Origin of the sequence: Dactylosporangium sucinum (genome assembly GCF_014647515.1) — a bacterium.
GTDB lineage: Bacteria > Actinomycetota > Actinomycetes > Mycobacteriales > Micromonosporaceae > Dactylosporangium > Dactylosporangium sucinum.
In genome coordinates this window covers 1-18,988 of sequence record NZ_BMPI01000028.1, presented here as the reverse complement: position 1 = coordinate 18,988, position 18,988 = coordinate 1, and the positions used below count along the sequence as shown (strand labels likewise).

The following is an 18,988-nucleotide window of genomic DNA, read 5'->3' as shown; positions in this document are numbered from 1 at the left end:
AACGATGCCCCTTCAGGTCATCGTCTCGATCATCGAGACAGGATGCTTCTTCGGTCTGCTGGCCGCGGCGATGTTCGTGGTTCGGGAGAGTTCCGGATTCTTCAACTTCGCGATCGGCGGATACGCGGTGTTCGCCGGGCTTGCCTCGGCGTACTTCACCAGCGTGCGGGGGCTGCCCGCCGTCGCCGGGGTCGTCATCGGGGTGATCGGCGCGGTCGCACTGGCGCTGCTGACCGAGGTGCTCGTGGTGCGTCCGATGTGGAAGCCGGGCGCCAACGAGGAGCTGCCGATGGTGATCGCGCTGGTGGCCACGCTGTTCGCCCTGGAACAGCTCGCCGGGGTGCTGTTCGGCCGTGCCGCGCTGCCCGGACCACAACTGGTCGGGGACGGCGCGGTGCGGCTGGGCAACGCCACGGTGACGTCCCAGGCCGCGCTGGAGGTCGGGCTGACCGCGGTGGCGTTCGGGTTGCTGCTGCTGTTCATCTACCGCACCCGGATGGGCCGGGGTCTGCGCGCGATCGGCGAGAACACGCCGGCCGCCATCGTCCTCGGCCTGCCGGTGCGGGCGGTACGCATCGCCTCCTTCACCCTCGCCGGGGTGCTCGCCGGCCTCGCGGGCAGCGTCTTCGCGGCACGTTCCGGGATCATCTTCGACAGCTCGATGGACTACACCCTCTTCGCGTTCCTGGCGCTGGTGATCGGCGGTACCTCGTCGGTGTGGGGGCCGCTGGCCGGTGGGCTGATCCTGGCCGCCATCCAGTCCGCCGCCATCTTCTACTTCGGCGCGGCCGCCCTGCAGTACGCGACCCTGGCCGCCGCCGTGCTCTTCTTCGCCTTCCGCCCCCAGGGCATCTTCATGAAACGGGTACGGGTATGAGCGCCACCCGCCTGCGGCCCCTCGCCGAGCCAGTCATCACCGGCGCGCTGCTGATCCTCGCCATCACCTGGGTCGGCACCGACGGGTACCGGCAGGACCTCGCCGTGCTCACCGTCACGTACGGGCTGATCGGGCTCGGCCTGTACAGCCACTTCATCATGGGCGATTCGCTGTCCATCGCCTACAACGCCTACGCGGCGATCGGCGGCTACGCGATGGGCCTGGTCGCCACCCGGACCGGCTGGCCGCTGCTGGTGTCGCTACCACTGGGCATCGTCGCCGCGGTGCTCATCTCCGTGGTGCTGGGCCTGGCCACCCGCCGGCTCAACGGCTTCTACCTGGCCGCCGTGACACTGCTGTTCGGCGAGGCGTTCCAGGCATGGCTCATCGACGCGCACGACGTCACCGGCGGCGCCGAGGGCGTGATCCTCACCCGGTCGATCAGTGTCTTCGGCGCGCAGCTCGGCCGGGACGAGATCGTGATCGTCGCGCTGGTACTGATGTGGCTGATCACGTTGCTGCTGTCCCGGTTGCGTCGCTCGCCGTTCGGCGTCGCGCTGCGGGCCAAGGGCCAGGCCGCGGTCGCCGTCGAGGCGGCCGGGGTGCCGGTGACCGCGCTGACGCTCATCTCGCTGAGCATCGGCGCCGCGATCGGCTCGCTGGCCGGCGCCGTGTTCACCACCGCGAACCTGTCGATCCTGCCGGAGTCGATCCCGCTGTCGGTGGCGTTCCTCGCGGTGTTCATCCCGTTCCTGGGCGGGCGCTCCAGCCCGTGGGGTGTGGTCATCGGCGCGCTGCTGGTCACGCAGCTCACCTTCAACCTCAACTTCTTCCAGGGCTCCGGGACGCTCCTGTTCGCCGTCGCCGTGGTGGCCGTGCTCATCTTCGCCCCGGAGGGCCTGATCGGCGTGGCCCGCGACCTGACCGGTCGGCTCGTCGGCGCTGTCAACCGAGGCGGACGCGATGAACGCTGACATCCTTTCCTGTCACGAGCTGACCAAGTCGTACGGCGGAGTCAAGGCGGTCACCGGCGCCTCGTTCGCGGTCGGCGCCGGGGAGATCGTCGGGCTGGTCGGTCCCAACGGCGCGGGCAAGAGCACGATCGTCGACCTGATCGGCGGCGAGCAGCAGCCCGACAGCGGCCAGGTCCTCGCCGGCGGGGTACCGCTGGCCGGCTCGCCCTCCCGCCGCGCCCGTCGCGCCGGGCTGGCCCGCACCTACCAGTACCCGCAGGTCGCCGGGGCGCTCACCGCCCGCGACAACATCATCGTCGGCGGCCTCGCCCGGGACCTGTCCTCCGGCCTCGCGCTGCTGGGCACGGCGGTGCGAGGCGTGGTCGCCCCGGGCGGGCGGGCACTGCGCGAGGAGGCCGGCCACATCGCCGCCCGCCTCGGGCTGCACCGCATCGACCGGCTGGCCGCCGACCTGACCCTCGGCGAGCTGCGGCTGCTGGAGGTGGCCCGTGCGCTGCTGCAGCACCCGCGCATCGCGCTGCTCGACGAGCCGTTCGCCGGGCTGGCCGCTGACGGCATCGCCGGCCTGTCCGAATCCATCCGCACGGTGGCCGCCGGGGGCACGGCCGTGCTGCTGGTCGACCACAACGTCGACATCGTGGCCTCGATGGCCGACCGGATGGTGCTGATGGCCGGCGGCACGGTCGTCTTCGACGGCGCACCCCGCGACTGCCTCGCCAGCGCCGAGATGCAGGCAGTCTACTTCGGCACCGGGCAGGTGGATCGATGAGCGAGACGGGACTGCGGGCCTCCGGCCTGACCGTCCGGTACGGACGGGCCAGCGCGCTGAACCTCGCCGGCACCGAGCTGCGGGTGCCGGCGGGGCGGGTGACCCTGGTGGTCGGCCCCAACGGCGCCGGCAAGAGCAGCCTGGTCCTGGCCATGTACGGCTCCGTGCCGGCGGGCGGGCAGGTGTTCCTCGGCGGCCGGGACGTCTCCGCGCTGCCCACCCGGAACCGGGCCCGGGCCGGGCTCGCCCTGGTGCCGCAGGGCCGGCAGCTCTTCGCGCGGATGAGCGTCCGGGAGAACCTGATGGTCAGCGCCGAACTGCTGCGACTGGACCCGGAGCGGGTGGAGCAGGCACTGGACCGCTTTCCGATCCTGCGGACCCGCGCCAACCGGCCGGCCGGCGTGCTCTCCGGCGGTGAGCAGCAGATGATGGTGGTGGCCCGGGCGTTGATGACCGACCCCAGCGTGCTGCTGCTCGACGAGATGGCCACCGGGCTGGCCCCGCTGATCGTGGAGGACCTGCTGCGCACCGTGCGGGATCTGGCCCGGTCGGGCACCGCCGTGCTGCTGGCCGCGCCGACCATCGGCGTGCTCGGCCAGGTCGCGGACGGTGGCGTCGTGCTGATGCGCGGCCGGGTCGTCGCCGAACACGATGACGTCGCCGAGCTGGACGCCGCCTACCAGGCCGCCATGGGCGCCGTCGTGGAGGGCTGAGCCGTGACCGACGGTACCGTGGTGGTCGGTTTCGTGGGGCTGGGCAACATCGGCCAGCCGATGGCCGGCACGCTCGCGGCTGCGTTCCCGGTGGTCGTGTACGACGTGAACGCGTCGGCCGCCGCCGGGGTGCCCGGTGCCCGGGTCGCGGCCTCGCTGGCCGAGCTGGGCGCCGCCGCCACGGTGGTGGGCGTCGCGGTGTACGACGACGGCCAGGTCCGCGACGTGGTGACCGGCCTGCTGGCCGGGATGCGCCCCGGCGGCACCATCCTGGTGCACAGCACCATCTCGCCGGGCACTGTGCGAGACGTCGCGGCCCAGGCGGGCGCGGCCGGGGTGGCACTGCTGGACGTGGCGGTCGCCGGCGGCGACGCCCTGGCGCGACGCGGCGAGCTCACCCTGATGGTCGGCGGCGACCCGGACGAGTTGGCCCGCGTCCGCCCGGTCCTCGACGCCCTGGGCAGCCGGATCCACCACGTCGGGCCGGTCGGCGCCGGACTGGCCGCGAAGCTGGCCAACAACCTCGCGCTGCACGTCGGGTTCCAGGTGCTGGAAGAGGCCCTGGCCGTGGGCGGCGACGCGGGTGTCGGCGAGGCGGAGCTGCTGGAGGTGCTGGACTCCGGCACCGCGCGGTCCTGGTTGACCGGCAACTTCGCCTACTACCGCCGCCAGATCCGCGAGGTACTGCCGCCCGGCATGGTCGCCAAGGACCTGCGCGCCGCCGTTGCGCTGGCCGGCGACGGCGCGGACATCCCGCTGACCCGCCTCGCCGCCGGCCCCCCGCGGGAGGCGGTGGTGGTGGCGGCGCTGCGGACCCCGCTGGGCCGTCGCCGGCGCGCGCTGAGCACGGTACGCCCGGACGAGCTGCTGGCCTACACCCTGCGCCGGCTCGTCCAGCGGGCCGGCATCGCACCGGACGCGGTGGACGACGTGATCGCCGGATGCGTCAATGCCGTCGGTGAGCAGGGCCGCAACATCGCCCGGGTGGCCGCGCTGGCCGCCGGCCTGCCGGTCACGGTGCCCGGCGTGACGGTCAACCGGATGTGCGGCTCCAGCCAGCAGGCGCTGCACTTCGCCGCGCACGCGGTGCTGAGCGGTCAGCAGCGGATGGTGATCGCCGCCGGCGTCGAGTCGATGTCCCGGGTACCGCTGGGCGCCGATGCGGCGGGCGTTACGCCACCCGCCGCGGTCACGGGCCGGTACGCGCTGGTCGACCAGGGCGTGGCGGCGGACCGGATCGCCGCCCGCTGGCACCTGGACCGGGCCGAGCTGGACGCCTTCGCCTTGGCCAGCCACCGCAACGCCGAGGCCGCCTGGCGGGACGGCCGGTTCGCCGACGAGTGCGTGCCGGTGCCCGCCGACCTCACCGCCGCGCTGCTCGCCGGCGAGTTGCCCGACGCCGGCTGGCTCATCGAGCGCGACGAGGGCATCCGGCCGGACACCTCGCTGGCGGCCCTGGCCACGCTGGAGCCCGCCTTCGGCGCGGGCGGCGTGCACCACGCCGGCAACTCCAGCCAGCTCACCGACGGCGCGGCGGCCGTGCTGGTCTGCGACCGCGCCGAGGCGCAACGGCACGGCCTGGAACCGCTGGCCCGGATCGTGGCCACCGAGGTGGTCGGCGTGGAACCCGACCTGATGCTGCACGGCGTCATCCCGGTGACCCAGCGCATCCTGGAGCGCACCGGACTCACCCTCGCCGACATCGACCTGTACGAGGTCAACGAGGCGTTCGCCAGCGTCCCGCTGGCCTGGCTGCGGGAGACCGGCGCCGATCCCGACCGGCTCAACGTCAACGGTGGCGCCATCGCGCTGGGCCACCCCACCGGGTGCTCAGGCGCCCGGCTGGCCACCACCCTGCTGTACGAGCTGCGCCGCCGGGGCGGTCGCTACGGGTTGCAGGTCATGTGCACCGGATACGGGATGGCCACCGCGACGCTCTACGAACGGATGGGTGAGGCATGAGCGAACTGCTGCCGGCGCAGACCCGGGAGATTCTGGACGGGCTGCGCGACTTCCTCGACGCCGAGGTGCTCGCCCGCCACCGCGACGCCGGTGCGCTGCTGTCCGACCCGCGCCAGCGGTACGGGCCGGACGGCCGGCACGTCGCCGCGGTCGAGGAGCACCGCCGCGCGGTCCGGATGGCCTCGTCCCGCGCCGGGTACTACACGATGTGCGTTCCCGAGGAGCTCGGCGGCGGTGGGCAGGGCGCGGTCACCATGTACGCGGCGTGGGAGCTCATCAACCGGCTCTGCGGCAGCGCCGGCTGGCTGGGCAGCGAGGTGGTGGCGCACTGGGCGACCGGACCGAGCGTGGTGTTCGCCCGCGCCGGGCAACGGCTGCGCGACACGTTCCTCGGCCCCCTCCTGTCCGGCGAGCAGACCATGTGCTTCGCGATGTCCGAGCCGGGTGCCGGCTCGGACGTGTGGCAGATGTCGACCCGGGCGGTACCCGAGGCGGGCGGCTGGCGGCTCACCGGCGTCAAGCAGTGGATCTCCAACGGTCCGCATGCCGACCTGGCCCTCGTCTTCGCGGTCACCGACCCCGAAAGGGTGCGGGCCCGGGCGGGCGGCATCTCGGCCTTCCTGGTGCCGACCGACGCGCCGGGGTTCCGGGTGGACAGCGTCATCGGCCTGTACGGCCAGATGGGCGGCGAGCATGCCATCCTGTCGATGGACGACGTGCGCGTCGAGGACTGGCAGCTGTTCGGCGAGCCGGGCGGCGGGCTGTCGCTCGGGTTGGACGGCATCGCCACCGGCCGGCTGTACAACACGGCGAAGGGCGTCGGGTTGGCCCGCTGGGCGCTGGGCCTGGCGGTCGAGTTCGCCACCGGGCGGGAGACGTTCGGTACCCGGCTGTTCGACAACCAGGGCATCTCGTTCCCGCTGGCCGATGCCGCCACCCGGATCCACGCGGCGCACCTGATGGGGTTGCACGCCGCCGGACTGGTCGACGCCGGGCGGCCCGCCCTGACCGAGGTGGCGATGGCCAAGCTGTTCGCCACCGAGATGGCCACCGATGTCATCGACCGGGCCATGCAGACGCTCGGCGGGATGGGCATCACGACCGAGGTGGGACTCGCGAAGGCGTGGCAGAGCATGCGGACGGTACGGATCGCGGACGGCTCGTCGGAGATACTCAAGCGGCTCATCTCACGGCGTCTGGCCAATGGCGAGGTGAGCGGATGAGTCGAGGTGATGGTGCCATGTCCGAGGAGTACCGAGTCCCCGCCATCGAACGGGCCGTACGGGTGCTGAGGCTGCTCGCCGCGTCGGACTCGATGTCGCTGGCGCAGACGGTGGAAGCCACCGGGATGAACAAGAGCACCACCTACTACATCCTGCGCACCCTGCTGGCCGAGAACCTCGTGCAGTACGACGACGCCGGGCAGCGCTACCAGCTCGGCCCGGCCCTGGTCGAGCTCGGTGCCGCCGCGGCCAACCAGATGAACGACGTCAGCATCGCCAAGCGCAGCCTGGCCGAACTGCTGGAACAGATGAACGTGACGATCGTGCTGTACCGGCGGATCAGCCTGACCGAGATCATCCTGGTCGACAAGCTGGAACGCCCGCACCGGGTCCGCATCACCCTGCAGGTCGGCACGCCGGTGCCGATCCAGGGCGGCTCGTTCGGCCGGGTCTTCCTCGCCTACGACCAGCCCTCGCAGGTCAACGCCGCGCTGGCCACCGGGCTGCAACTGTTCACCAGCAAGAGCGTCACGCGCAAGGAGATCTTCCTGCGCGATCTGGAACGCGTGCGCGAGCAGGGCTTCGCGGTCGACCACGAGGGTTACGCGCTGGGCGTCAGCACCGTCGCCGCGCCGGTCTTCGGGCCGGACGGGCGGATCCGGCTGGTCGCCGCCGCCGTGGGTTTCACGAGTGAGATGGACGAACAACGATCCGCGCTGTACGGGCGACTGCTGCGCGAATGCTGCGAGCGGATCACGAAGATGCTCGCCGGTCGCACCGAACTCGTCGGTCAGGACGAGTCCTGGGCCGGCCACCAACCTCTGAAGGACAGGGAGTACCGCACATGACGGCTACGGCCTCGGTTTCAACACAGTCGCTCCGCGGTCAGGTGGCCGTGGTCACCGGTGGAGCGGGCGGGCTGGGCCTGGCCATCGGCCGGGAACTCGGGCTGGCCGGCGCCATCGTGATCGTCGCCGACATCGCCGCCGAACCCGCCGCCCGCGGTGCCGAGCAGTTCGCCGCGGATGGCATCGACGCACATCCGCACGTGCTCGATGTGACGTCCCGGCAGAGCATCGACGCGATGGCCGCCGAGGTGAACGAGCGCCACGGCCGCATCGACATCCTGGTCAACAACGCCGGCTTCCCGGTGGACCGGCCGCTGGTGTCCATGAGCGACGACGACTGGCACCAGGTGCTCAACGTGTGCCTGTACGGCACCTTCGCGTGCAGCCGGGCCGTGGCGCCGGGCATGATCGAGCGCGGCTATGGACGGATCATCAACATCAGCTCCCGCGCCTACCTGGGCAACCCGGGGCAGGCGAACTACGCCGCGGCCAAGGCCGGCATCGTCGGCCTGACCCGTACCCTGGCCAAGGAACTCGGCCGGTACAACATCACGGTCAACGCGATCGCCCCCGGCCTGGTCGCCACCGAGACCGTCCGCCGGCACCCGAAGTTCGACGCCATCGCGGAACGGGCGCAGCGCGCCAACTCGATCCGCCGCCTCGGCACCCCCGAGGACATCTCCGCCGCCGCGCTGTACCTCGCCTCGCCGGCCGCCTCGTTCGTCACCGGGGACGTGCTGCACGTCACCGGCGGCCGGTTCAGCTGAGGCGGCGGCCATGGACGTCCTGCTGAACGAGGACGAGCGGCTGCTGCGCGACAGTGTGCGCTCGTACCTCGACGCGAAGATCGCGCCGATCGTGACCGAGCACGAACGGGCACGTACCTTCCCCTGGCATCGGCTGGTCGAGCTGTACGAGTTCGGGTACGTGCGCGGCGTGGTACCGGTGGCCGACGGCGGCGACGGTGCCAGCCACATGGTGCTGGCGCTGCTGATGCAGGAGGCGGGCCGCTGCTGGGGTTCGCTGCGCACCACGCTCAACGTGCAGAGCATGCTGGCCCGGGTGCTGAGCACGGCCGGCACGCCGGAGCAGAAGGAGCGGTTCCTGCGGCCGCTGCTGGCCGGGCAGCGGTTCGGCTGGTTCGCGCTCACCGAACCCGACGCGGGCTCCGACGCCGGGGCGCTGCGCACGACAGCCCGGCGTGACGGGGATGACTACGTCATCAACGGGCGGAAGCTGTACATCACCAACGCCCTGGCCGGCGACTTCGGGGTCGTGCTGGCCCGTGTGCCGGACACCGGCGAGGTCAGCGCGTTCCTGGTCGACCGGACGGAGTCGCAGTACCAGGCCTACGACATCCCGCACATGCCGCTGCGGGCCACGACCAGCTGCGAACTGGTCTTCGACCAGACCCGGGTACCGGCGGCCAACCTGCTCGGCGAGTTGGGCCGCGGGCTGGCCCTGGCGATGGCCGGCGTCAACCTGGGCCGGTTGAACATGGCCATGGGCGCGGTCGGGCTGGCCCAGGCCTGCCTGGAGTCCTGTGTGAGCTTCGCCCGCACCCGGGAACAGTTCGGCCGCCCGATCGCCGGATTCCAACTGGTGCAGGAGATGGTGGTGCAGGTCGCCACACTCACCGAGACGGCCCGGCTGCTGGGCTATCAGGCAGCCCGCACGCTCGACGCCGGGCTGCCGGGCCGGTACGAGTGCTCGATGGCCAAGTACTACTGCGGCGAGGCTGCCGGTCAGGCGGCCACGCTGGCGTTGCAGGTGCACGGCGGGGCCGGGCTGATGGAGGAGTCCCCGGTGGAGCGCTACTTCCGCGACGCGCGGGAGGCGACCATCCCCGAGGGCACCAGCCAGATCCAGATCCTGCACCTGGGCAAGCACCTGCTCGGGGTGTCAGCACTGCGATGAACACAGCACACGAAGAGGGAGACGTCATGTCCGGGCCGCTGCACGGGGTACGGGTCATCGAGGTGGCGGCGCTGGGCCCGGTGCCGTTCGCCGGGATGCTGCTGGCCGACATGGGTGCCGAGGTGATCCGGGTCGACCGGGTGGGCGCTCCCGCGCCGGGCGCGGGAGCGAGCGCCGAGACGGATCCGCGGCACCGGCACCGGCGCACCGTGGCACTGGACCTCAAGCGGTCCGAGGGCGTGGACCTGTTGCTGCGCCTCGTGGCGGGCGCCGACGTGCTGATGGAGGGGATGCGGCCCGGCGTGATGGAGCGGCTGGGTGCCGGCCCGCAACCCTGCCTGGACCGCAATCCGGGGCTGATCTACGCGCGGATGACCGGGTGGGGGCAGGACGGGCCGCTGGCCCAGCGCGCCGGGCACGACATCAACTACATCGGGATCGCCGGCGCGCTGCATCCGATGGGGCCGGCCGAGCTGCCACCGCCGGTGCCGTTGAACCTGATCGGCGACTTCGGCGGGGGAGCGCTGTACCTGGCCTTCGGTATCGCGTGCGCCCTGCGCGAACGGGAGCTCTCCGGGACCGGGCAGGTCATCGACGCGGCCATGGTGGACGGCGCGGTCTCGCTGACCGCGATGTTCCACGGGATGCTGGCCGCCGGCACCTGGTCGGACCGGCGGGAGAGCAACGTGCTCGACGGCGGTGCCCCGTTCTACCGCACGTACCGCACCAGCGACGGCGGCTTCATGGCGGTCGGCGCGATCGAGCCGCAGTTCTACGCGCAGCTGCTGTCCGGGCTCGAGCTGGCCGCCGACGACTTTCCACAGCACGACCGGGAGCGCTGGCCGGCCCAGGCCGCCGCGTTCGCCCGGATCTTCGCCACCCGCACCCGGGACGAGTGGACGGCGGCCTTCGACGGTACCGACGCCTGCGTCACGCCGGTGCTGTCGATGGCCGAGGCCGCCGCGCACCCGCACCTGGCCGCCCGGCGCACCCTGGTCCCGGTCGAGGGTGCGCCCCAGCCGGCACCCGCGCCGCGGTTCTCCCGGACCGCGCCGGTCCCGCCGGGCCCGCCGGTCGGCTACAGCCGGCACACCGACGAACTGCTCGGCGAGCTCGGGCTATCCACAGTGGACATCGGACGGCTGCGTGCCGACCGGATCGTGGGCTAGGCCGGCATGACGAACGGTGTGACGAACGAGGGCATCGAGTACGACGAGCGCGACGGCATCGCCACCATCCGGCTCAACCGGCCGGACGTGGGCAACGCACTGTCCCGGCGGATGCGGCCCCGGCTGCGCGAGCTGTGGGCGAAGGTGCGTGACGATCCGTCGGTACGGGTGGTCATCGTCACCGGCACCGGGGACCGGCACTTCTGCACCGGCGCCGACGTCCGCGAGGTGGCCGACACCGGCACGACGACGTCCGGCCAGGGCACGGTGGCCGAGGACATCGTCTGGTCACCGTTGCAGAACCAGGTGTGGAAGCCCGTCATCTGCGCCGTGAACGGGCTGGTCGCCGGGGGCGGGCTGCACTTCGTCGCGGACGCGGACGTCGTCGTGGCCGCCGACCACGCCCAGTTCATGGACACCCATGTCAGCGTCGGGCAGGTCGGTGCGGTGGAGAACATCGGCCTGGCCCGCCGGCTGCCGCTGGGTACCGTGCTGCGGATGACGTTGACGGGCAAGGGTTTCCGGCTCGACGCGGCACGCGCCTACCAGCTGGGCCTGGTCGACGAGCTGGTGCCGGCAGCCGGCCTGATGGACACCGCATGGGAGCTGGCCGTGGCCATCGCCGCCAACTCCCCGAGTGCGGTGTCGCGCTCGAAGCAGGCGATCTGGGGGGCCGCCGAACGGCCGCACCAGGAGGCCCTGGAGTACGGCTGGGAACTGGCCCGCCAGCAGTGGACCCACCCCGACTTCCTGGAGGGTGCGCGCGCCTTCGTGCAGCGACGTCCTCCACAATGGAACGTCGAGGTGCCGGCATGAGGTGGGCCTTCACCGCCGAGCAGGAGCGACTGCGCGACGAGGTGCGGGCGTTCCTGGCCGACCACGCGCACAGCCGCGACCCGATGCAGTACTTCCACGGCCGCGGCGGTGCCAGCCGCGAGCTGTACCGCGAGCTCGGCCGGCGCGGCTGGCTGCGGCTGGCCTGGCCGCGGGAGTGGGACGGGCAGGACGCGCCGCCCTCGACCGAGTTCATCGTCTGGGACGAGCTGGCCTACGCCCGCGCCGTACGCCCCGACCTGGCCGCCGGGATCGTCGCGAAGACCATCATCGGCCACGGCACGGGCGAGCAGCGGGCGCGGTTCCTGCCCGGCATCGGCCTGGGTGAGATCAGCTTCGCGTTGGGATACTCGGAGCCGGAAGCCGGCTCCGACCTGGCCGGGGTGCGCACAAGGGCGGTACGCGACGGCGACGGCTACCGGGTCACCGGCGAGAAGCGGTGGACCTCCGACGCGCACAACTCCGACTACCTGTGGCTGCTGTGCCGCACCCCGGACGACGGTCACACGCTGCTGATGCTCGACCTCACGGCACCCGGGGTGCAGATCCGGCCGATCCACACCATCGACGGGCACCGGCTCAACGAGGTGAGCCTCGACGGCGTGTACGTGCCGCAGGAGAACCGCATCGGTGCCGAAGGCGAGGCGTGGCGGCTGATCCGGGCCGCGCTGGCCGTCGAGCGGCATCTGATGGTGCTGCCCGGCCGGGTCCGCCGCGACTACGAGGATCTGCTGCGCTGGTCGGTCGAGCGGGGCTGGTCGGCCGACGCCCGGATCCGCGCCGACATCGCCGACGTCGCGCTCGGCGTGGCCGAGGTGGAGGCGGCCGCCATGAGCACCCTCGCGGCCCTGGAGGCCGGCCAGGACGGTGCCGCGCAGGCGGCGCGGGCGAAGCTGCTGGGCAGCAGGACCCTGCAACGCATCGCGCGGCTGCCGTTCGACGTCGGCGATGCCGGGGCCGCCGGCACCGGCACGCCGAGCTTCCTGTGGCACGAGACCTTCATGGAGACCATTGCCGGAGGCACCTCGGAGATCATGCTGGGCGTGCTGGCCCGCGAGGCGCTCGGGCTGGGAGGACGGCGATGACCGGGTACCTGGAGGTGCTGGCCGACCACGCGCGGCACGCGCCGAACGCGCCGGCGCTGATCGACCCGGCCGGCGAGTACACCTACGCGGAACTGTGGACCGCGATCGAGGAGCACGCCGCCGCGCTGCGCGCCCTCGGCGTCGCCCCGGGCGACCGGGTGGTCACCGCGCTGGCTCCCGGCGCCCCGCATCTGGCCGCGCTGTTCGGGGTCGTCGCCGCCGGGGCGGTCGCGGTACCGCTGAACACCCGACTCGCCCCACCCGAGGCATACGCCTTCCTGGCCCCGCTCGGGCCGGCCCTGCTGCTGGCCGCCGAACCCGGCACCGAGCTGGCGGCCCGGCTGGGCTGCGGCCTGGCCACGCTGCCCGCGGCCGGCGCGGCCGGGTCGTTGACCGACCGGATGGCGCTGACCGTCGCGACGCCCGCCTCCTCGTCGTCCTTGCTCCGGGACGAGGCGGCCGCGATGATCATCGGTACCGGCGGCACCACCGGCGAGCCGAAGGGCGCCACCTGGACCCATTCGGCGCTGTATCAGTACGCCGCGTCCTGCCAGGCGCAGATGGAGATCCGGCGCACCGACGTGGAGCTGTACTTCTCCCCGTTCTTCCACATCGCGATCGCCACGGTCGTGTTCGCGACCCTGTACGCGGGCGGGACCGCCTGGCTGCTGCCGCGCTTCGACGAGGCCACCGTCCTCGACGCGCTCGCCACCGGCCGGCCCACCCGGCTGTTCGGCGCACCCACCGCACTGCTACGGCTGCTGGACCATCCCGGCTTCGGCGCGGAGCACGGCGCCTCGATCCGCCGGGTGCTGTTCGGCTCCACCGCCAGCGCACCCGACTTCCCCGGCCGGCTGCGCGCCGCGTTCCCCCGGGCCCACCTGATCACCGGGTACGGCGCCACCGAGTTCGGCGCGGCGGCCCGGGTGCGCTCCTGGGAACAGGAGGACGGCGACGACCGGGGGCTGGGGCGCCCGGTGCCGGGCGCGTCGATCCGCATCGTCGACGACACCGGCCAGGACGTGCCACGGGGCAGCGTCGGGGAGGTCCTGGTCCGCACGCCGTGGCAGATGTCCGGGTACTGGGCGCGGCCGGAACAGACCCGCACCACGGTGGTCGACGGCGCGATCCGCTCCGGCGACCTCGGCTGGCTCGACGCGGACGGCTTCCTCCACCTGGCCGGCCGGGCCAAAGACATGATCATCTCGGGCGGCGAGAACGTCTTCCCGATCGAGGTCGAGAACGTGATCGCCCGGCACCCGCAGGTCCACCAGGTGGCGGTGTTCGGCGCGGACGACCCGCTGTGGGGCGAACGCGTGGAGGCCGCCGTCGTACCGCACCCCGGCGCCGGCGTGGATCCCGACGCGCTGCGCGAACACTGCCGCGCCGCACTGGCCGGGTACAAGGTGCCCCGCCGGTTCCACGTGCTCGACGCGCTGCCGGTGACCCCGGCGATGAAGGTGGACAAACGTACCCTGCGGGAGGTCACCCGTGACGCTTGAGGTGGACTACGGCCAGCAGCCGCGGGAGTTCGCGGAGGCAGTGCGTACGCTGTGCCGCCGCCACGAGGAGGGTTGGCGCCACCTGCCGGGCGACGGGTTCCCCGAGCAGACCTGGCAGGACCTCGCCGACATCGGGTTCCTCGGCCTCGCGTCCGAGGGCACCGAGGTGGCCCGCGAGATCGCCGCCGTCATGGAGGAGCTGGGCGGGCTCGGCTGCCCCGGCCCGCTCTGGGAAACCGTCCTGGCGACCCGCGCCGCCGGCGGACCACCGGCGAACGGCATCGCCACCGTGGGCACCGGCGGTCCGCTGCCCTGGGGACACCGCGCCACCGCGTTCTTCGCGCTCACCGACGACGGCCTCTGGGAATGTGAGCCGGTCGGCGAGGCGGTGCCGGTGCCGATGCTCACCGGTGACCGGTGGGCCGAGCTGCCGCTGGCGCCCCGCCGGCGCATCTCCGACGAGTGCGGCGCGCTCGCCCTCGGTGACCTGGCGCTTGCCGCGCAACTCGTCGGAGCCGGCACCCGGCTGGTTCGGGACGCCGCCGGGTACGTGGCCACCCGCCACCAGTTCCGCCGGCCGCTGGGCGACTTCCAGGGCGTGGCGTTCCCGCTCGCCGAGGCCGACGTCGGCCTGGCGGCCGCGCATGCCTTGACCAGCCGTGCCGCGTCCCGGCTGGCCGACGGTGCGCCGGACGCCGCCGGTGCCGCCCGTGCCGCCGTCCTGTCCGCCGCCCGCGCGGCACGTACCGCCACGTACCACACCTTCCAGGCGTACGGCGCGATGGCGTTCACCGAAGAGGGGGGCGTGGCCTGGTACGGGCGGCGCATCGCCCAACTGCGCACCCAGGCGCTGGCCCCGTACCGCAGGTCGGCGTGGACCGCCGACGTCTTCGAAAGGAAGTCCCCATGACCGGCGACGTTGTCGTCCTCGCCACGGGTCGTACCCCGTTCGGCCGCTTCGGCGGCGCCCTGCGTGACCTGCCCTTGCCCGAGCTCGGGGCGATCCCGGTGGGCGCCGTGCTGCACCGCGCCGGGCTGACCGGCGCGGACGTCGACGAGTTGGCGTTCGGGGTGAACTTCCCCGGCTCCGAGCGCTCGGTGGCCCGGCAGGTGCTGCTGCGTGCCGGCATCCCCGAGGAGAAGGTCGCGTACACCGTCGACCGGGCCTGCTGCTCGTCGCTCGCGGCGATCACGCTGGCCAGCCGGGGACTGCGGCTGGACGACACCGCGCTGAGCGTCGCCGGTGCCGTGGAGAACCTGAGCCGGGTGCCGTACTTCGTGCACGAGGCCCGCTTCGGCAACCGGATCGGTGACATCGTGCTCACCGACCAACTCGTCGTCTCCTGCCCGCACACTGGGGTGCCCAGGGCCGTACAGGCCGGCGCCGAAGCCACCGAGTACGGCGTCGACCGCGCCGAACAGGACGACTGGGCGCTGCGCAGCCAGCAACGCTACGCCGACGCGCTGGCCCGCGGCTGCTTCGACGACGAGATCGTGCCCGTGGACGTGCCGGACCGCAACGGCCGCGCCGTCCGGTTGGCCGCCGACGAGGTACCGCGGCCGGCCACCACGGCACAGCAGCTGGCCGCGCTGCCCACGGTCTACGGCAGTGCCACGGTGACGGCGGGCAACGCGCCCAACATGAGCACCGGCGCGGTGGCCCTGGTGCTGGCCAGCGAGGGGGAGGCGACCCGGCGCGGCACCACCGGCCTGGCCACCGTCGGCGCCTGCACCCAGGTCTCCGGCGACCCGCAACGGCTGGCGTCGATGCCCGCGCGGGCGGCCCAGCGGGCGCTGGCCCGGGCCGGCCTGACGCTCGCGGACATCGACCTGATCGAGGTCAACGAGGCATTCGCCGCCGTACCCCTGGTGACGACGCTCGTACTGGCGGACGGCGACCGGGACAAGGCGCGGCGGCTGCGCGAACGGACGAACGTCAACGGCGGCGCCGTCGCGGTCGGCCACCCCACCGGCGCCACGGGCGGCCGGCTGGTGATGACCGTGATCAATGAGCTGCGCCGGCGGGGTGGCGGGCGGGGCTTGGTCACCATCTGCGGTGGCGTCGGCGAGGCCGAGTCGGTCATCGTCACCGTCCGGTGACTGCGGCGGACGGCTTCCTCACGAAGGTCGCCCTGACGGGGCTTCGGAACCTCGGTCTTGACCAACTTGCTGGTGCGGCCGGTGCGCATGAGGAACAGCACCTCGAAAGGTTCGCCGAGGGCGGCACGCCGACGCCGACCACGTTCGCGATTCGGGCCCGGAAACGATCCCGTTGTTCGCGTGGTGCTTGAGTGGCCCGCCGGCCGAACGTCACCGATGACTTGGCGGGCAGTGGGTGCCGGGCAAGGTGCCTCGACGCGGTCACAGGGTGTAAAGCAGCCTTCCGGTCAGCGGATCCTGGCCGTAGCGCAGGCACAGCTCCGCCAGCACGTCCTCGTGCGTCACGGCCACGTTCATGACCGTGTCGTTGCCGGCGTAGTAGACGACGACCGTGCCGTCGGCCTCGCGTACGAGGCCGCAGGAGAAGACCACGTTCGGCACGTGGACGTAGTCGGTGTCGGGGACCCGGCAGTCGGCGCGCGACGGGAACAGGATCGGGATGCTCGACATGCGCACCACGCTCGGGTCGTCGAGATCGTGCAGGGCGACGCCGAGCACGTACGGATTGCCGTCCATCGTCGTGCGTACGCCGTGGAAGACGTTGAGCCAGCCGTGCGGCGTGCGCACCGGCGGCGCGCCCGGCCCGATCTTGTCGGAGAAGGCGCTCGGTCCCGCGCCCGTGCGCATCACCGGCTCGTCGGCGATCTCCCACGGCCCGGTCCGGAAGTCGTCCGCGTATCCGATCCTGACCTGCGTGTACACGCCGCCGGTGTCGCCCGGGCTGACGTCGTTGGGCCGGAACAGCCCGACATACCGCCCGCCGATCCGCTCCGGGAACACGACCACGTTGCGCATGTCGCGATCGAGTATCGGGCCGTGCCTGGTGAACGTGGTGAGATCGTCGGTGAGGGCGAGCGACACGCGGACCCGATTGCGGATCCCGGCGTGGTAGGCGCTGTACGTGACCGCGAACGTGTCCTCGACGGGGTTGATCCGGGCGTCCTCGACGCCGCCGGACTCGACCTCGACGAGGTGCTGCCAGTCGACGCCGTCGACGCGCTGGTCCTGCTCGGTCGCCGGCGACAACACCGGCCGCGGGTGCACCGTCCAGTCCGTGACGCCGTCGGCGCTGGTGGCGAGGCCGAGCACGCTGATCCCGCAGCGCAGGTGCGACCGGAAGAGCAGCGCGGTCCGGTCCGCGAGCGCCGCCGCGCCCGCGTTGTGCACGGTGACCACCTGTAGGTGCGGCTCGCGCCAGACCGCGTTGACCTGCCGCGCGGTGAGGATCGGATTGGCCGGGTGACGCAGGACCGGCCGGTCGAGCGAGACCGTGCCGGTCGTCGCGTCGCCGAAGCGTACGTGGCGCGTCGTCACAGCGCTCACCGTCGCACACGTAGGGCGGTCCCGGGTCACCATTGGAGGGGGACCTCACCGGGCAGCCCCGCAACTCGTCGAAGTGGTCATTCCAACGAGAACAGACGCGTCACCTCGGCATCCTCCACGCCCTCGACATCGACAACGTCGGCCACGGACAGCTCCAGGTGTGCGAACGCCGGGGCCAACCCGGCCAGCTCCGCCAGCGGGTCACCGTCGAACTCGTCCGCCTCGATCCGCAGCCCCGGCAGGACCAGCGCCGCCAGCTGCGGCAGGATCGCGGCCTCGGCGAGCGTGCGCAGCGTGCCGAGGTCACCGGCGTCGAACTCGCAGCACCCCAGGTCGAGCCGGCGCAGGCCCGGCAGGCCGGCCGGGTCGAGCTCCTCGAGCTGCTCGACCGGGCACGCGGTGCCGAACACATCGGAGCGGATCTCCAGCTCCAGCGACTCCAGCGCGGGCGCCCGGGCCGGGAACACGCTGCCGTCGGCGAACAGCGCCCCGCGCAGCCGCAGGTGCCGCAGGGAGCCGCTGTCGATGGCGTCGAACAGCAGGCCGCCCTCGGCGGTCAGCTCCAGCAGCGCCGGCAACGCCGCCCACATCCCGGCGTGCCCCTCGGCGGCGAATCCCTCGTGCAGCCGCTCCAGCGGGTCGATCCGGCCGCCGGTCGAGGTGTGGCTGTGCTCGTAGAGGTGCGTGAAGTCGTGGCCGAAGTAGAGGCTGGTGAGCTGTTCGCGGCGGTGCGCGGCCAGCGCCCGCGCGGCGCGGTGCGCACTGTGGTGGAAGTCGGTGAGGTGCAGCTCCAGCCGGCGCAGCCCGGCCGAGACCGGATCGGCCAGCAGCGTGTCGATCAGCGCGGCCTCCCACCGCTCCGGGTCGCTCGAATCCGTGCCGAGCCCGGCGACGAGGTCGCCACGGGCGGCGGCGGTGTCCGGGGCCAGCCGGAACACGGCCTCGTCGAGCCGGTCGCCGGACCACGCGAGCTGCCAGGAGCCATCGGCCCGCAGACCGTCCAGATCGATCATCGCGGCATCATAGCCGCGCACCGTCGCCCGCCCCGCGGTCGCCCGATTCGTGTTTCAGCGTGCCTGAGGTTGCCGACTCTTACATTTAATAATGTTAACTGATAGCGTACCTCACCATCGATCCATCGATGGTGAGGAGTTCAATGAGATCTCGACGTCGCACAATCGCCCTGGCAGCGGGCGCGGCACTGGCCATCGTGACGACCATGGTTCTCGTGCCCACGCTCCAGGCGCAGGCGGGCAGCACCGCCATCCAGGCCGCCTGCACCGCCCCGGCCTGGGCGGAAGGCAACACGTACACCGCCGGCACCCAGGTCACGTACCAGGGTCACACCTACCAGGCCCTGCAGACGCACACCGCCTATCCGGGCGCCGGCTGGACCCCGTCCACCACACCGGCGCTGTGGAAGGATCTCGGCACCTGCACCGGAGGCGGCGGCCCGACCACGCCCCCGCCGACCACGCCGTCGGGCGTGCCGTCCGCGCCGGGTAACTTCCGTGTCACGGCCACCACCAACACGAGTTTCTCGCTGGCGTGGAACGCGTCGACCGGTACGGTGACGGGGTACCGCGTCTACGAGGGCGCCACGGTCCGCGCCACGGTCACGGGTACCACCGC

The 18,988-nt window shown here is 72.6% G+C and carries 18 protein-coding genes and 1 pseudogene; 17 read left to right on the top strand and 2 right to left on the bottom strand.

Translation table 11 applies throughout. The features are described from left to right. The first annotated feature begins 4 nt into the window (after nucleotides 1-4). The 16 genes and pseudogenes from IEZ31_RS26770 to IEZ31_RS26700 all read left to right on the top strand — a co-directional run bounded on the left by IEZ31_RS26770 (nucleotide 5) and on the right by IEZ31_RS26700 (nucleotide 15,973). Nucleotides 5-877 carry a branched-chain amino acid ABC transporter permease gene (locus IEZ31_RS26770; protein ID WP_190252747.1) on the top strand — a complete coding sequence of 291 codons (873 nt, stop codon included), beginning with the start codon at nucleotides 5-7 and terminating at the stop codon, nucleotides 875-877. Then, nucleotides 874-1,851 (top strand): branched-chain amino acid ABC transporter permease, encoded by a 978-nt coding sequence (locus IEZ31_RS26765; RefSeq protein ID WP_190252746.1) that lies wholly within the window; start codon nucleotides 874-876, stop codon nucleotides 1,849-1,851. Before IEZ31_RS26770 ends, IEZ31_RS26765 begins: the two co-directional genes overlap by 4 nt. Beyond that, complete coding sequence (locus IEZ31_RS26760) at nucleotides 1,841-2,620, top strand: ABC transporter ATP-binding protein (RefSeq protein WP_190252745.1); 780 nt, start codon at nucleotides 1,841-1,843, stop codon at nucleotides 2,618-2,620. The genes IEZ31_RS26765 and IEZ31_RS26760 overlap by 11 nt, the downstream gene beginning before the upstream one ends. After that, a complete protein-coding gene (locus IEZ31_RS26755) occupies nucleotides 2,617-3,333 on the top strand; it encodes an ABC transporter ATP-binding protein (RefSeq protein WP_190252744.1) in 717 nt (238 codons plus the stop codon). The genes IEZ31_RS26760 and IEZ31_RS26755 overlap by 4 nt, the downstream gene beginning before the upstream one ends. 3 nt (nucleotides 3,334-3,336) lie before the next feature. Further along, a pseudogene (locus tag IEZ31_RS56860) lies at nucleotides 3,337-4,092 on the top strand (NAD(P)-dependent oxidoreductase); the annotation flags it as partial. Further along, nucleotides 4,090-5,295: a thiolase family protein gene (locus IEZ31_RS56855; RefSeq protein WP_229835882.1), complete on the top strand. Its 1,206-nt coding sequence runs from the start codon at nucleotides 4,090-4,092 to the stop codon at nucleotides 5,293-5,295. The pseudogene IEZ31_RS56860 and the gene IEZ31_RS56855, both read left to right, overlap by 3 nt. Next, nucleotides 5,292-6,518: an acyl-CoA dehydrogenase family protein gene (locus IEZ31_RS26745; protein ID WP_190252742.1), complete on the top strand. Its 1,227-nt coding sequence runs from the start codon at nucleotides 5,292-5,294 to the stop codon at nucleotides 6,516-6,518. Before IEZ31_RS56855 ends, IEZ31_RS26745 begins: the two co-directional genes overlap by 4 nt. 17 nt (nucleotides 6,519-6,535) lie before the next feature. Beyond that, the gene (locus IEZ31_RS26740; protein ID WP_190252741.1) at nucleotides 6,536-7,366 is read left to right on the top strand and encodes an IclR family transcriptional regulator; all 831 of its coding nucleotides are present in this window, start codon (nucleotides 6,536-6,538) and stop codon (nucleotides 7,364-7,366) included. Beyond that, complete coding sequence (locus tag IEZ31_RS26735; protein WP_190252740.1) at nucleotides 7,363-8,133, top strand: SDR family NAD(P)-dependent oxidoreductase; 771 nt, start codon at nucleotides 7,363-7,365, stop codon at nucleotides 8,131-8,133. The genes IEZ31_RS26740 and IEZ31_RS26735 overlap by 4 nt, the downstream gene beginning before the upstream one ends. 10 nt (nucleotides 8,134-8,143) lie before the next feature. Then, nucleotides 8,144-9,283: an acyl-CoA dehydrogenase family protein gene (locus tag IEZ31_RS26730; protein ID WP_190252739.1), complete on the top strand. Its 1,140-nt coding sequence runs from the start codon at nucleotides 8,144-8,146 to the stop codon at nucleotides 9,281-9,283. Between the two features lie 26 nt (nucleotides 9,284-9,309). Then, on the top strand, nucleotides 9,310-10,452 hold the full coding sequence (locus tag IEZ31_RS26725) for a CaiB/BaiF CoA transferase family protein (protein ID WP_190252738.1): 1,143 nt from the start codon (nucleotides 9,310-9,312) through the stop codon (nucleotides 10,450-10,452). A 6-nt stretch (nucleotides 10,453-10,458) separates the two neighbouring features. Continuing rightward, complete coding sequence (locus IEZ31_RS26720) at nucleotides 10,459-11,268, top strand: enoyl-CoA hydratase/isomerase family protein (RefSeq protein WP_190252737.1); 810 nt, start codon at nucleotides 10,459-10,461, stop codon at nucleotides 11,266-11,268. Continuing rightward, nucleotides 11,265-12,371, top strand: coding sequence for an acyl-CoA dehydrogenase family protein (locus tag IEZ31_RS26715; protein ID WP_190252736.1), 1,107 nt, complete (start codon nucleotides 11,265-11,267; stop codon nucleotides 12,369-12,371). The genes IEZ31_RS26720 and IEZ31_RS26715 overlap by 4 nt, the downstream gene beginning before the upstream one ends. After that, nucleotides 12,368-13,873: a class I adenylate-forming enzyme family protein gene (locus tag IEZ31_RS26710; protein WP_190252735.1), complete on the top strand. Its 1,506-nt coding sequence runs from the start codon at nucleotides 12,368-12,370 to the stop codon at nucleotides 13,871-13,873. The genes IEZ31_RS26715 and IEZ31_RS26710 overlap by 4 nt, the downstream gene beginning before the upstream one ends. Next, nucleotides 13,863-14,783: an acyl-CoA dehydrogenase family protein gene (locus IEZ31_RS26705; protein ID WP_190252734.1), complete on the top strand. Its 921-nt coding sequence runs from the start codon at nucleotides 13,863-13,865 to the stop codon at nucleotides 14,781-14,783. Before IEZ31_RS26710 ends, IEZ31_RS26705 begins: the two co-directional genes overlap by 11 nt. After that, nucleotides 14,780-15,973, top strand: a complete 1,194-nt coding sequence (locus IEZ31_RS26700; RefSeq protein ID WP_190252733.1) for a thiolase family protein — start codon at nucleotides 14,780-14,782, stop codon at nucleotides 15,971-15,973. Before IEZ31_RS26705 ends, IEZ31_RS26700 begins: the two co-directional genes overlap by 4 nt. 261 nt (nucleotides 15,974-16,234) lie before the next feature. On the opposite strand, the gene IEZ31_RS26695 is transcribed toward IEZ31_RS26700, so the two are convergent. Together IEZ31_RS26695 and IEZ31_RS26690 are read right to left on the bottom strand one after the other, a co-directional pair. Further along, nucleotides 16,235-17,347 (bottom strand): glycoside hydrolase family 130 protein, encoded by a 1,113-nt coding sequence (locus IEZ31_RS26695; protein ID WP_190252732.1) that lies wholly within the window; start codon nucleotides 17,345-17,347, stop codon nucleotides 16,235-16,237. Nucleotides 17,348-17,433: 86 nt separating this feature from the next. Next, the gene (locus tag IEZ31_RS26690) at nucleotides 17,434-18,369 is read right to left on the bottom strand and encodes a hypothetical protein (RefSeq protein WP_190252731.1); all 936 of its coding nucleotides are present in this window, start codon (nucleotides 18,367-18,369) and stop codon (nucleotides 17,434-17,436) included. A 206-nt stretch (nucleotides 18,370-18,575) separates the two neighbouring features. Here IEZ31_RS26690 and IEZ31_RS56850 point away from each other — a divergent pair. After that, nucleotides 18,576-18,988: carbohydrate-binding protein (locus tag IEZ31_RS56850; protein WP_373294694.1), on the top strand; the 413-nt coding region annotated here is incomplete at its 3' end.